The following is a 14,058-nucleotide window of genomic DNA, read 5'->3' on the forward strand; positions in this document are numbered from 1 at the left end:
CAGCCAAAAAAAAAGAGCTGATTTTAAAACCAGCTCTTTTTTACAACATATTAAAACAAATTAAAACTGATTAGCGTATTCTTTTGCAAAATCTTCCAGCTTAGTTTTTCCATCAACAGTATGCTCATTTTTGAAGAAATCTTCCGGAATTTTTCCGCTTCTCAAACCTGCTCCCATTTCGGCATATAATTTTGCTATTTCGTCTGGTATTCCGGCTTGCGCCATACCGCCCAAAGCTTGTTCATCTGTAAATTCTACCCACGGTAATTCTGGTTTATCAATTGCAGCACCTAAAATTTTGGCAATTTCACCCGGAGTTTTTACATCACTCACAATATAACGGATATTTTTTCCTGTTGGCGTTTTTTGTAATTCCTCAGCTGCAGCAGCAGCAATATCTGCAGGATGAACGAGCGGCATCTTGGCATTGGCCGGATAATTGCTTCCCAGAATTCCTGCACCTTTAATCATGGGCACATCATTATAAAAATTGGTATAAAAGAATCCCGCACGAAGAAAAGTAACGGATACATTTTCCAGCTTATCATATATGTTTTCAATGTGATAAATTCCCTTAATTGGCCCATTTCCATCAGGCAAATCTGCGCCAATACTGCTTAACATTACGACACGCTTTACTCCTGCTGTTTCGATTGCTTTTGCAAAAGCATTTCCTGCTTCGATTGTGTTTGAGATAACATTCGAACCTCCCAAATTTGGCGGAGTCATAGCAAAAATAGCGTCAGCTGCTGTAAATGCATTTGCTAAAAAAGCAGCATCGCTTACAGAACCTATCGCAGCTTTTGCACCCAGATTTTCGATTTCCTGAACTTTATCTGAATTGCTGCTTATAACGGTAACATGATGTCCTGAAGCAACTAAGTTTTTAACTAATGGTTTTCCTATGTTCCCTAAAGAACCTGAAATTGTAATTTTCATATCGATTGATTTTATTAATTAATTGTTTTTATATTACTGAAACAAAGGTATATTTGTACTTACTTTTATACAAGTACTTACCCTAAAGTATGTATTATGACAGCAATTAAAGAATCATCGACAATTCAGGAAAATAAGCAATACGCCTTAGATACGTGCCCTGTAACGTATGTAATGGAAAAAATTGGCGGTTATTGGAAACCCATTATTATCCACCACCTTTCGCATGGCAGTAAACGCTACAGCGAATTAAAAAGGGCAATTCCGGCAATAACCGAAAAAATGCTGATTCAGCATTTGAAACAATTAGAAGCCGATAATCTTGTTATTCGAGAAGCAAAACCAGTTGTTCCGCCGTTTGTAACGTATACATTAACTGATTCAGGAAAAGGTTTAATGCCTGTTATTGAAGCCATGGCAACATGGGCTTTTAAAGAAAAAGATGGATTATTTTAATGGGAATATTTCAGTTAGAAAACGACATAAAAAAAACCGAAAATTCTCTTTTCGGGTTTTATTTTTCTTCTATCTAAAACTTCATTTTCTGAATTCGGACTGCGTTTAATATTGCTAATAAAGCTACGCCAACATCGGCAAAAACAGCTTCCCACATTGTAGCAAGTCCGCCAGCGCCAAGAACCAGAACAAAAGCTTTTACAACAAAAGCCAGCGTAATATTCTGCCAGACAATTTTTCTGGTTTGTTTGCCAATATTAATCGCCATAGGGATTTTGCTTGGTTTATCATCCTGAATGACAATATCGGCAGTTTCGATTGTGGCATCGCTTCCTAAACCTCCCATCGCAATACCTACGGTGCTTAACGCTACAACCGGAGCATCGTTTACGCCATCGCCAACAAAAGCTACGGTTTCGTTTTTTGCTTTAATTTCGTTTAGTTTATTGACTTTATCTTCTGGTAATAAATCTCCAAAAGCATTTTTAATCCCTAATTTATCAGCAACAAATTGTACTACATTACTTTTATCACCGCTAAGCATTGTGGTTTTTACGCCCAAAGCTTTTAACTTATTTACAGCCAGTTGAGCATCTTCTTTAATTTCATCGGCAATCGTTAAATATCCTGCGAATTTTTTATCGTATGCAATAGCAATTGTAGTGTAAACTACCGAATTTGGATCGATATCATATTTAATGCTGAATTTATCCAGCAATTTGAAATTACCAACATGCAATTCTTTTCCGTTGATTGCTGCTTTTAAACCATGACCTGCGATTTCCTCTATGTTTTTCAATTCAATTGTGGCATCAATTTGTCCAACATGATTATGAATCGCCGTCGCAACGGGATGTGTACTTTTTCCTTCTAAAGCATTAACGTATTTCAGGATTTCTTCTTTATTAAAATCATCCTTAATAGTAACTTCCTGAACTTTAAAAACACCTTCGGTCATGGTTCCGGTTTTATCCATTACCACATTCTGAATATTCGCAATACTATCCAGAAAATTACTGCCTTTAAACAGGATTCCGTTTTTACTTGCAGCGCCAATTCCGCCAAAATACCCTAACGGAATACTGATAACCAAAGCACAAGGACATGAAATAACCAGAAAAACCAAAGCGCGGTACAACCAATCGTTAAAAACATAATGGTCAACAAAAAGCATTGGAAGCAAACAAATCGCAATCGCCAAATACACGACAATTGGTGTATAAATCTTCGCAAATTTCCGGATAAAAAGTTCTGCCGGCGCTTTTTGAGCGGTAGCATTTTGAACCATTTCCAGAATTTTAGACAATTTACTGTCTTTATAAGCCGTGGTTACTTTTACTAAAGCAATTGTGTTTCCGTTAATCATTCCGGCCAAAACAGTTTCTCCTTTTACTTTCGTATCCGGTTTGCTTTCGCCTGTAAGTGCAGCAGTATTAAACGAAGCCGAATCTGATAATAATTCGCCGTCTAATCCTAGTTTTTCTCCCGCTTTAAGCTGAATTATCGATCCTATTTGTACTTCGGATGCTTTTACTTTTGTGGCAACATTATGCTCTAAAACATTTACTTCATCGGGTCTTTGATCCAGTAAGCTTTTAATGTTCGATTTTGCTTTGCTTACCGCCAATCCCTGAAATGTTTCGCCAATCGTGTAAAACAACATAACCGCAACGCCTTCAGGAAATTCGCCAATTGCAAAAGCGCCAATTGTAGCAATGCACATCAGAAAAAATTCGGAGAAAACATCGCCTTTTATAATGCTTTCATATGCTTCTTTCAAAACCGGGATTCCAACCGGCAAATAGGCAATACTATACCACGCAATCCTAACATAACCCGAAAACCAGGTTTGCGGAAAATAGTTGTCAAAACCAATCCCGATAAGCAATAAAACGAAGGATATTATCGCGGGCAAAAACATCTGAAACATACTTCCCTCAACGTTATGGCTGTGATCGTGATCGTGGTCGTCATCTGAAGAATGGGCATGATCTTCATGCGCTGAACAGCAACCGGATTGATTGATTTTCTTTTTGATTATTTTTTCTTCTATATGTTGATGTTCCATAGGAAAGTTTCAAGTTTTTTATTTTGTTTTATTTGTTTCAAGTTTCAGGTTTCACCCTTTGTCCGTAATGTTTTTTACACAAAGCATTGTCATTTCAAATGACAAAGATTGCGAATTATCACTCCTGAAATTACTATCTAAAGTTACATAAATTGTAACAATTGTTTTTATTTAATCACGCAAAGTTGCAAAGACACAAAGTTTTATTTTAGTTTTCTTTGTTTCAGGTTTCAGGTTGCGTTACTTGCGAACTTTGCGGTTAAACAAACCTGAAACAAATAAAACCTGAAACAAAATTTTTAGTGCTCATGTTCCCCACCGCCTTTCATCGCCGAAAGCAAATAAAAAGCGCCTTTTGTAACAATTTTGGCATTAGCAGGAACTTCATCAACAAATTTAACTTCGGTAAAACCTAAATCTGTTGTTCCGGGAATCACTTCAATGGCTTTAAAATGGACTTCGTTATGTTCTTCTTTTTGTGCTGCTTCTTTCTTTTCTTCATGTGCTTCTTCTTCGATATACACAAAATATTTATCCCCATTTCTTACTACGGCATCTTTTGGCAAAGCCGGAACGGTGGCATTTGTGATGTTGATATTTGCCGAAACATACATTCCCGGAATTAATCCCTTTGCGTCTGAAGGTTCAATTTTAGCGTGAACGGCAACGGTTTTACTTTCGTTAGAAAAAGATTTATTGATTCCGAAAATTTTCCCTTTTATCGATTTATTGGATTGATTGGTTAATACAAAATCAATTACCTGTCCGATGGAAATTGAGCCTAAATCTTTTTCATACACATTCAAATCCAAATGCATCTGACTATTGTCAACCACTTCAAACAACGAAACTCCGGTTTGCGCAAATGCACCTTTTGCAATACTGATTTTCCCAACATAACCGCTAATTGGCGCCACGATTGGCACTAACGAAGTACTTCCTTTTGTACTAATATGCAAGGCTTCTAATTTATTTTTTGCTGCCTGAGCCCGTGCTTTTTCTGCCGCTAATTTTGATTTTACTTCCTGAAAAATTTTCCTCGGATTTACATTTTCGTCACTCAGTGTTTTCTGACGGTTGTATTCTAATTGCAGGTATTCGATATTGGCTGCAGCCGAATGATAATCTTCCTGCATTTCAATGACTTCAAGGTTTTGAATGGTTGCCAAAACTTTTCCTTTGTTGACAAAAGTCCCTTCCAAAACAAAAATATCCTTCACCGTTCCTCCTATCAAAGTCGAAACTTCTGCAGAATTTTGTGGCGGAACTGTTGTGTAGCCATTCGCTTTTATGACTTTGTTCAGGTTTCTGTCTTCAACAAATCCCGTTTCAATTCCGATCGTTTTGTATTGAGATTCTGTTAAAGCTACTTCAGTTTGCGATTTTTCTTCTTCCGGTTCTTCCGTTTTCTTTTCATTGCAGGAAATTAATATTCCGCTACAGGCTATAAGCAGTAAGCTATAAGCTAATCTTCTTTGCGAACTTTGCGATAAAAACTTTGCGAACTTTGCGGTTAAATATACTTTCATTTTAATTGTTTTTGAGGGTTGGAAATTGAAGTTCAATGGCGCTTTGATTAAAGCTGTGGGTTGCTTCTGTATATTGTTTTTTGATATCAATTGCCTGATTCAGAAAACTGATATACGACCAATAACTCATATCGCCGTTTTCGTAGCTTTTTTGAGCTGTATTGATAATTTGATCCGCATATTGCAAACCTTCATTTTGATAATAATCAAGTGCTTTTTGCTGTTTTTCGAAGTTATTCCGCAATTCTTCTTTTTGTAAATTGAATATAATTTTACTTTTATCCAAAGCCAATTGCGATTGCGAAATACTGATTTCTGAAGCTTTGGCTTTCGCCGAATTTACGCCGCCAAACAACGGAATCTGTAATCCTGCCGTAAATCCCTGATATAAGCCTTCGGTATTAATGGTTTGGGCAAAATAACCCAATCCTAATTTTGGCGTTCGCATCGCTTTAAAGGTATTGGCTTCTTTTTGGTAAACCGAAATTTGCTGTTGGTAATAATCTGTCACTAAAATTTCTACTTTCGAATTTTCTTCTTTCAGAATTGAATATTGTAAAGCCGTTTTTTCGTCGGGAATAATATTTTCATCCGTTTGAACAAAATATTGAAGCTGTCTTTGGTAAATCGCCAAATCATATTCTAATTGCGCTTTTTGGGTTTCAATCTCTTTTACTTTCGCTTTAGCGCTAATAACTTCAATGTTTCCGCTTTCTCCGGTTTGAAAACGCAATTCTGCATTCTTCAGGAATTTGGTATAAATATCATTTAATTCCGAGTTTAATTTCTGAATCGAAACGCCATACAAATACTGATAATATGCCAGCGTTACCGCTTTTTCTATTTCGTAAGAAGATAAAGCTTTTCGTTTTTCGGCCAGTTTTACTAATTCTTCCTGCAATTGTCTGTTTGCTTTCGTAATATTTCCTATCGGGAAAAACTGCTGAATGGAAACATTATGATCAAAATCGGCACTATTAAATTGTCCGCCCTGATATTGCACCTGAAGCGGTTCTGTCTGGAAAGCGGTCTTTTTTAGAACGGTTTGTTTTTCGATTTCTTTATCGGCAATTTTTAAATCGATATTGTTTGATTTTGCAAGTTCTATTGCTTTTTCAAGACTAATTTTTTCTTGCGCTTGCGAGTAAATGCTTGCTAATAGAAATGCAATTAACCGCAATCCCAATAGCCATCGGGAGCAATCTTTTTTTGCAATTGTGATAATTGTCGAGTGCAAGATTTCTTTTCTGTTTTTATATTTTAAATTTTTCATCTTTTAAATTTTTTGTTTCTCGCAGATTAAGCAGATTAAGCAGATTTAATAGAAAACGAATAAAAAAATCTCCTAAATCTGCAAATCTGCGAGAAAAATCATTTTGCTTAAAGTAGTTGTTTTCTAATTTTCTCATTATCTAATTATCTAATTATCTAATTAGTATTGCGGTTAAACTTCTCTAACATCAAATACAAAATTGGCAAAACGATCAACGTCAATAAAGTTGCCGAAACGAGACCTCCAATAACAACGGTTGCTAAAGGTTTCTGAACCTCTGCTCCTCCGCTGGTTGATAATGCCATTGGCAAAAATCCTAAAGAAGCTACGGCGGCAGTCATTAAAACGGGACGTAATCTGGTTTTTGTTCCTATTAAAACTCTTTGTAAAGGATCGAGCATCCCTTCTGATTTTAACTGATTGAAATACGAAATCAACACGATTCCGTTTAAAACAGCGATTCCGAATAAGGCGATAAAACCAATTCCTGCCGAAATACTAAAAGGCATTCCGCGTAATGAAAGCGCAAAAACACCGCCAATTGCCGATAACGGAATTGCGGTAAAAATTAAACCTGCCTGTCTGAAACTTTTAAAAGTAAAATAAAGCAACACCAATATTAATCCTAAAGCGATTGGCAATGCAACCGAAAGCCGTTTTGTGGCTTCGATTAAATTCTCAAACTGACCGCCGTATGTAACATAATAACCTGCGGGAAGTTTATAGCTTTTATCGAGTTTTTGCTGAATTTCCTCGACAACGGTTTTAATATCGCGCCCGCGAACGTTTAATCCAATAGTGATTCTTCGTTTTCCGTCTTCACGGCTTACTTGTACCGGACCTTGCTCATAATCGACTGTGGCAACTTGCGAAAGCGGCACTTGCTGACCGTTTGGCAACGGAATAAACAAATTGCTGACATCTGTAATATCGGCGCGATTGTTCTGATTCATTCGCACGACGACATCAAATCTTTTGCTTTCTTCGTAGATTTTTCCGGCACTTTCTCCGGCAAATGACGAACGGATTATGCGATTAATATCAGAAATATTCAATCCGTACAAGGCAATTTTATTGTAATCGTATTTGATCGTAATTTGAGGCAATCCGGTTATTTTATCCGCTTTTAAGTCGGCGATTCCTTCTATATTTTTAATTTTCGAAATTAACTCGGCGGCTTTTGCATCGAGAATTTCCAAATCATCTCCGAATATTTTAATGGCAATATCGCTTCTGCTTCCTGTCATTAATTCGTTAAAACGCATTTGAATGGGCTGCGAAATTTCAATATTAGCACCCGGAATTACTTCCATTTCTTCTTTCATGGCATTGGCCAAATCTTCCCAATTATGGTATTTTCCTTTCCATTCTTTTTTGTCTTTCAAAACAATAATCAAATCGGCACTTTCAATAGGCATTGGATCTGTGGGAATTTCTCCGCTTCCTATTTTCGAAACTATGACTTTGATTTCCGGAAACTTTTCTTTTAAAATTTTCTCGTATTTCGTTGTCGTTTCTACCATCTGCGTAAGCGAACTTCCGGTCATAATAGTAGCATTTATTGCCAAATCGCCTTCTTCGATTGTGGGGATAAATTCGCCGCCCATATTCTGAAAAATAATCAGTGCAAGTGCAAATAATCCTAAAGCGATTCCTAAAACTACTTTTTTAAATTGCAGCGCTTTGTTTAAAAACGGCGTATACCAATTTTGGAATTTCAGCATCATTCTGTCACTGAAATTTTCTGTATGTTGGGTATTTTTAGATAAAAACAAAGCGCTCATCATGGGCACGTAAGTCAGCGAAAGTACAAATGCGCCAATTACGGCAAAACCAACTGTCATGGCCATTGGTTTAAACATTTTTCCTTCGGTACCAATTAGTGCGAGGATTGGCAAATAGACAATCAAAATAATGATTTCGCCAAAGGCAGCGCTATTCCTTATTTTTGATGCCGAATTATAAACTTCAACATCCATTTCGGTTTGCGATAATTCTTTTTTACGTTTAAGTTGCTGCAAATGATGCATCGTGGCTTCGACAATAATTACGGCTCCGTCTACGATAATTCCGAAATCTATCGCACCTAAACTCATTAAATTTCCGCTTACGCCAAAGACATTCATCAGGATAACCGCAAAAAGCATTGCGAGCGGAATTACCGAAGCTACGATTAAACCCGCACGAAGATTCCCCAGAAATAAAATCAAGACAAAAATGACAATTAGCGCGCCTTCGAGTAAGTTTTTTGTCACTGTCCCGATGGCATTATCGACCAGTTTTCCTCTGTCAATAAAAGCTTCGGCAACAACGCCTTCGGGCAGACTTTTATTAATCTGAATCATTCTTTCGTGAATTCTGTTTACGACAGCGCTGGAATTTTCGCCTTTGAGCATCAAAACCAAACCGGAAACAATTTCGCCTTTTCCGTCTTTTGTTGAAGCTCCGTAACGCAAGGCAACTCCTTCGCGAACCTCAGCAACATCACGGACTAAAACGGGAGAACCATTTCGGTTTTTAACGACTACATTTCCTAAATCTTTGGTGTCTTTTGCCATTCCAACACCGCGAATAAAATAGGCATATTGATCTTTTTCTATATAAGCGCCACCTGTATTTTGATTGTTTTTTTCTAAAGCATCAAAGATTTCGGTGATTGTTACGCCTAAACTATTCAGCGTATTTGGGTTTACGGCAATTTCGTATTGTTTCAGTTTTCCGCCCCACGTACTTATTTCCGCAACGCCTTTTATTCCCTGCAATTGCGGAATAATAATCCAATCCTGAATGGTTCTTAGTTTTATGGCGTCGTATTTGTTTTCGTAGCCTTTTTTGGCATAAACATCATATTGGTAAATCTCGCCTAAACCTGTCGTAATTGGTGCTAATTCTGGCGATCCGGCATAATCGGGAATGTTTTCTTCGGCTTGTTTTAAACGCTGAAATATTTGTTCCCTTGCCCAATAAATATCAACATTGTCTTCAAAAACAACGGTTACGACTGATAATCCAAAACGCGAAATACTGCGAAGTTCTATAATATCGGGAACGGTTTTTACGGCTTGTTCTAATGGATATGTAATTAATTGTTCGATTTCCTGACTTGCCAATGTTGGTGCGGTTGTAATGATCTGCACCTGATTATTAGTGACATCCGGCAAGGCATCTAATGGTAATTTTTTAAGCGAATAGCTTCCCCAGGCAATTAATACAAGGGTAAATAGTAGTATAACGAACTTATTCCTTATACTAAACTGTATAATTTTATCTAACATTTGAATGGTATAATGATGTGAGAAATCGGGCAAAATTTTGCCTATTTAATACTGTGGAAAATCCACAACTCTCTAACCCGAATCTAATCGGGCATCATTATGCTATTTGTGGCGGCTGCCAAATACTTCCGTAGAAATTGGAAGCAAAAACGGAATTATAATTGTGTAAAGGTGTCGAAATGATAGCGAAACTTACAGGAAAATCAATACTTACAGAAGATTGATAGCTTAAAACCTGAGCGCCGCAGCAATTGCAAACACAAAACGGAGAACATAAATCGTTGTCTTTATCATGCGAATGATTTGTTTCTGATGAAAACTGAGCTGTTTTATGGGCAACACTATTTACTTCCATATCCGCACAAGGCATCGATGAAAGCGCTATTAGATAAAGTGATAATATTATGGTGATCCATTTCACATCGTAAAAGTACTATTTATTTTTTTTACAAAACTCAATTGTTTGAAAATGATGCAGCTAATATGCCTAAACTTGTAAGAAATTAGACGGTATTATTTTTTATTTAAAATTGTACTTTCTTAAAAAAAAGTATAAATCGTAAGAAAATTTATTTAACTTTAACAATAATTAACATATCTACAAAAACAAGCCACAATACCATTTTAAATCCAATATACTGAAAAACAAGCTATAAGCCTAAATTCTTAAGAATACACACATTAGTACATATTTATTTTACGCAGTCTATTAATTAATTTTATAAAACTACAAATCAATGAAATGTAATACACTAATATCAGCCTCGTTATTATTCTTTAGCATGCAAATTTTTGGACAGGTTTACACCGATAAAATAGTTGGTAAAAAAAATGAACAGCTAAAAGACAGTCTTAAAATCGAAAAATATCCATATTCCCTGCCAATCTGGGGAGAAAAAGTAGCCCAAAGAGGGTATAATCTTCCTTATTCTGCAGGACTTTCAATAAATTACTTCTGGCAGGATTCTCAAATTACAATAAAAGACTTAGAAGTAGGATTTAATAATGGCCCATTATACAATCTGGATGAAATTGTTCGTTTTGATAAATCTTCTGTCGAAGCGGGTGCATTAACGATCAGACCGGATATATGGCTGCTGCCGTTTTTGAATATCTACGGAATTTTTGGAAAAGCAAATACGGCTACTAAAATCAATGCCGGAATCTGGGTTCCTGACGCTGAGAATAATTGGTCTCAAGTAGCGAGTTTTAGCACAAAAGCAAATTTTAACGCTACAACATTTGGATTTGGGATGACGCCTACAATTGGAATTGGCGGCGGTTGGTTTGCTCTTGATATGAATATGTCCTGGACCGATATTAGTTCTCTTGATAAACCTGCTTTCTCGTATATTTTTGGACCAAGGCTGGGTAAATCTTTCAAATTTCACAAACCGGAACAAAATATAGCGCTTTGGGTTGGTGCTTTCAGGGTTCATATTTCAGGAGATACAAATGGAAATATTCCTTTATCTGATATTTTTGATTTAACCAATGCACAAACAAAAGTAGATGACGGATTGGCGAAAGTATCTGAAAACCAAACAAAAGTAGACAATTGGTGGAATGGTTTAACGCCTGCACAACAAGCAAATCCTGTAAATGCAGCCAAACATAATACGGCAGATCGCGCATTAGAAAAAGCAGGCACTTTTTTAACGACTTTAGATGGTGCTTTGAGTACTGCAGATAATTCATCTGTGCAATATTCGCTTCAAAAAGCGCCAAAAGATATGTGGAACTTCCTTATAGGAACTCAATTTCAATACAATAAACATTTTATGTTTCGTGCAGAAGTTGGTTTTCTAGGCAGTCGTACACAAGTTTTAGGTGGTCTTCAGTATCGTTTTGGACTTTAAACCCAATTATATGAAAAAAGGTTTATTAGTATTTATCGCTTTATTTAGCATGGCTTCTGGACATTCGCAAGTTTTAATTTCCCTTATTTTTGGCGATAAACTGAATTCTCCTTTTTTGGAATTTGGTTTAGAAGGCGGAATTAATTTATCGACGATTTCTAACCTGGATTCTTCCGGAACAAATCCGGGGTTTAATCTTGGGTTTTATTTTGATATTCGGTCAAAAAAAAATCCGGCGTGGATGATTAATACGGGTGTAATTGTAAAATCGCCTATGGGTGCGCACGGAATTCCTCTTTATTCTTTAGACGATGCCAATCTGGATAATACTTTTGCCGGAGGAAGCGTAAACCGCGAAATCAGGTATTTTAATGTTCCTATTTTGATTAAATATCAGTTTAAAAATAGGATTTATATAAAAACTGGACCGCAATTTGGTTTACTCGCCAGCGCTTTTGATCAGTTTAAGAATGAAATAAATGATGATGATGTGGTTTATAAAAAGAATATCCGCGATGAAATACGTGTTATTGATGCCGGTATTGCACTTGGCACAGGTTATCATATGAACGTTGGCAATGGTTTGAATATTACAGTTCAATATTATTACGGATTGGTTCCCGTAATGAAAGGTGACGGACCTAATGTATACAACAGATCTTTGTACATAACGGCGGGAATACCAATAGGAAAAGGAAAAGCAGCGCAAAGAAGGGCAGAAAAAGAAGCCGAATTAAATAAAATTGTTCTTCCGGCAGACGAAGCGCCTAAACCTAAAAATTAACGCTTACTGTTAATAAAAACGAGCAGTCTTAATATTTCGTTTGTATTCAAAATATAATCAGGAGTGGTGTTTAAAATAGCATTATTGGGCATAAAAGGCATTTCGGCAGAATGTGGACTTTGAACTACAATCGTTCCTCCGGCGGCCTGAATTGCTTTTAAACCTTGTGTTCCGTCTGCGTTTGATCCTGATAACAAAATACCAACCAAAGCGGGTCCGTAAACTTCTGCTGCAGACTCGAAAGCAACGTCGATACTGGGACGGCTATAATTTATTTTCTCTGAAGTATCTAAAGCCAGTATTTCATTTTTCTCAAATAATAAATGATAATTGGATGGCGCAATATAAATAAATCCGTGTACAAGCGGAACTTTATCTTCAAGCGGCTTTACCGGAATACTTGATTTTAAATTAATAAGATCTTCTAAAGTCTGATCGTCTGTACTTTTTCTGTGTAATACAATTACGATTGCAAAATCTTTCAACGGCGGTAATTCCGGCAATATAAGCATCAAAGCATTTAAACTTCCTGCAGATCCGCCAATAATAACTACTTTGCAGCCCAATATTATTTTATCTTCCTCCATATCTTTTCTTTATCCAATTGTTTGTATGTATTTGGAGCAACTGAATATTTTATGGTTTCTTTTGTTCCTAATGCCAAAAAGCCAAAAACAGCCAAACTTTCATCAAATAAATTAATGACTCTTTTTTGGAGATTATTATCAAAATAAATTAAAACATTGCGGCATAAAATAAGATCAAATTCATTGAAAGAGGTATCTGAAACTAAATTATGCTGAGAGAAAACCATTTTTTCGGCCAGTTCTTCGTTGAATTTTGCAATGCCGTAATTGGCAATATAATACGATGAAAAATCTTCTTGTCCGCCTGCATCACGATAATTTTCAGAGTATTCTTTCATCATCCGCAAGGGGAAAATTCCTTTTTTAGCGGTTTCCAAAACGGTAGCATTTATGTCTGTAGCATAAATTAAGGATTTATGCAGCAAACCGGCTTCTTTTAGCATAATTGCCATAGAATAAACCTCTTCTCCCGTCGAACAGCCTGCGTGCCATAATCGTATGAAAGGTTTTGTTCCCAGTAATGGTAAAATTTCATTTCTGACGACGGCATAAAATCCCGGATCGTCGAAACATCTCGGTCACATTAACCGTAATTTCGTCGACCATTCTTTTATAATATTCCGGGTCGTATCGAACTTTTGAAAGAAATTCATGAAAATGTTTAAATCCATCTAAATGAAATAACCTGTCAACACGTCTTTTTAGCGACGCCCTGGAATAACTGCTAAAGTCAAAGCCATAATATTCGTAAACATCATTTATAAGCGTTTCCAGTTCAATATCTTCAATCATAATTCACTCAGATTTCACTCAGATTTCACTCAAAATATGCAATAATTTATCTACATCAACCGGTTTCGAAATATACGAATCTGCCCCGGCCTCTAAACATTTTTCTTTATCACCTGTCATTGCCTGAGCTGTTACTGCAACAACAAAAGTCGATCTTCTTCCAGGAAGCGCTTTTATTAAAGGTATTGCATCATAACCATCCATTTCAGGCATCATCATATCGATCAAAACAGCATCAAAATGCGCATCAGAATCTAATAATTTTAAAGCTTCTTCTGCACTTAAGCAAGACAAACAATCGAATGATCTGGCACGTAAAGTGTTTTCTAAAGCAAAAATATTTCTAGAATCATCATCAATAATTAAGAGTCTTTTTTTAGTCATGTTCCCCAACATTTTTTTATTTATTTTTTCCGCAGATTTTAAAGATTAAAACAATTTTTCCTGCATAATCTTAAAATCTTTGCTCTATTTTACTATTATAACCCAAATTTTT

General features: G+C 36.3%; 14 protein-coding genes. 3 read left to right on the plus strand and 11 right to left on the minus strand.

Annotation, left to right across the window (positions count from 1 at the left end; all coding sequences use genetic code 11):
• Positions 1–60: 60 nt before the first annotated feature.
• Positions 61–939 carry an NmrA family NAD(P)-binding protein gene (locus ACZ0AH_RS13520; RefSeq protein WP_463476323.1) on the minus strand — a complete coding sequence of 293 codons (879 nt, stop codon included), beginning with the start codon at positions 937–939 and terminating at the stop codon, positions 61–63.
• A 96-nt stretch (positions 940–1,035) separates the two neighbouring features.
• Between ACZ0AH_RS13520 and ACZ0AH_RS13525 the strand changes: the two genes are divergently transcribed.
• On the plus strand, positions 1,036–1,395 hold the full coding sequence (locus ACZ0AH_RS13525; protein ID WP_463476324.1) for a winged helix-turn-helix transcriptional regulator: 360 nt from the start codon (positions 1,036–1,038) through the stop codon (positions 1,393–1,395).
• 73 nt (positions 1,396–1,468) lie between these two features.
• On the opposite strand, the gene ACZ0AH_RS13530 is transcribed toward ACZ0AH_RS13525, so the two are convergent.
• From ACZ0AH_RS13530 to ACZ0AH_RS13555, 6 genes are all read right to left on the minus strand, one after another.
• Positions 1,469–3,463: a heavy metal translocating P-type ATPase gene (locus ACZ0AH_RS13530; RefSeq protein ID WP_463476325.1), complete on the minus strand. Its 1,995-nt coding sequence runs from the start codon at positions 3,461–3,463 to the stop codon at positions 1,469–1,471.
• A 299-nt stretch (positions 3,464–3,762) separates the two neighbouring features.
• Complete coding sequence (locus tag ACZ0AH_RS13535) at positions 3,763–4,992, minus strand: efflux RND transporter periplasmic adaptor subunit (RefSeq protein WP_463476326.1); 1,230 nt, start codon at positions 4,990–4,992, stop codon at positions 3,763–3,765.
• A gap of 1 nt (position 4,993) precedes the next feature.
• Positions 4,994–6,265: a TolC family protein gene (locus tag ACZ0AH_RS13540; RefSeq protein ID WP_463476327.1), complete on the minus strand. Its 1,272-nt coding sequence runs from the start codon at positions 6,263–6,265 to the stop codon at positions 4,994–4,996.
• Positions 6,246–6,401 (minus strand): hypothetical protein, encoded by a 156-nt coding sequence (locus tag ACZ0AH_RS13545; protein ID WP_463476328.1) that lies wholly within the window; start codon positions 6,399–6,401, stop codon positions 6,246–6,248. Before ACZ0AH_RS13545 ends, ACZ0AH_RS13540 begins: the two co-directional genes overlap by 20 nt.
• A 19-nt stretch (positions 6,402–6,420) precedes the next feature.
• On the minus strand, positions 6,421–9,540 hold the full coding sequence (locus tag ACZ0AH_RS13550) for an efflux RND transporter permease subunit (RefSeq protein WP_463478111.1): 3,120 nt from the start codon (positions 9,538–9,540) through the stop codon (positions 6,421–6,423).
• Positions 9,541–9,637: 97 nt separating this feature from the next.
• On the minus strand, positions 9,638–9,961 hold the full coding sequence (locus ACZ0AH_RS13555; RefSeq protein ID WP_463476329.1) for a DUF6660 family protein: 324 nt from the start codon (positions 9,959–9,961) through the stop codon (positions 9,638–9,640).
• 316 nt (positions 9,962–10,277) lie between these two features.
• Between ACZ0AH_RS13555 and ACZ0AH_RS13560 the strand changes: the two genes are divergently transcribed.
• A complete protein-coding gene (locus ACZ0AH_RS13560) occupies positions 10,278–11,399 on the plus strand; it encodes a hypothetical protein (RefSeq protein ID WP_463476330.1) in 1,122 nt (373 codons plus the stop codon).
• A gap of 10 nt (positions 11,400–11,409) precedes the next feature.
• Complete coding sequence (locus ACZ0AH_RS13565) at positions 11,410–12,183, plus strand: porin family protein (protein ID WP_463476331.1); 774 nt, start codon at positions 11,410–11,412, stop codon at positions 12,181–12,183.
• On the opposite strand, the gene ACZ0AH_RS13570 is transcribed toward ACZ0AH_RS13565, so the two are convergent.
• The 4 genes from ACZ0AH_RS13570 to ACZ0AH_RS13585 are packed head-to-tail and all read right to left on the minus strand — an operon-like array spanning position 12,180 to position 13,946.
• Positions 12,180–12,770: a chemotaxis protein CheB gene (locus ACZ0AH_RS13570; protein WP_463476332.1), complete on the minus strand. Its 591-nt coding sequence runs from the start codon at positions 12,768–12,770 to the stop codon at positions 12,180–12,182. The two genes, ACZ0AH_RS13565 and ACZ0AH_RS13570, sit on opposite strands and share 4 nt — an antisense overlap.
• Positions 12,752–13,300: a CheR family methyltransferase gene (locus ACZ0AH_RS13575; RefSeq protein ID WP_463478112.1), complete on the minus strand. Its 549-nt coding sequence runs from the start codon at positions 13,298–13,300 to the stop codon at positions 12,752–12,754. The genes ACZ0AH_RS13570 and ACZ0AH_RS13575 overlap by 19 nt, the downstream gene beginning before the upstream one ends.
• 1 nt (position 13,301) lies before the next feature.
• Positions 13,302–13,562, minus strand: coding sequence for a hypothetical protein (locus ACZ0AH_RS13580; RefSeq protein WP_463476333.1), 261 nt, complete (start codon positions 13,560–13,562; stop codon positions 13,302–13,304).
• 18 nt (positions 13,563–13,580) lie between these two features.
• Positions 13,581–13,946 (minus strand): response regulator, encoded by a 366-nt coding sequence (locus ACZ0AH_RS13585; RefSeq protein ID WP_463476334.1) that lies wholly within the window; start codon positions 13,944–13,946, stop codon positions 13,581–13,583.
• Positions 13,947–14,058: the final 112 nt, after the last annotated feature.

Source organism: Flavobacterium sp. AC105 (assembly GCF_979258495.1).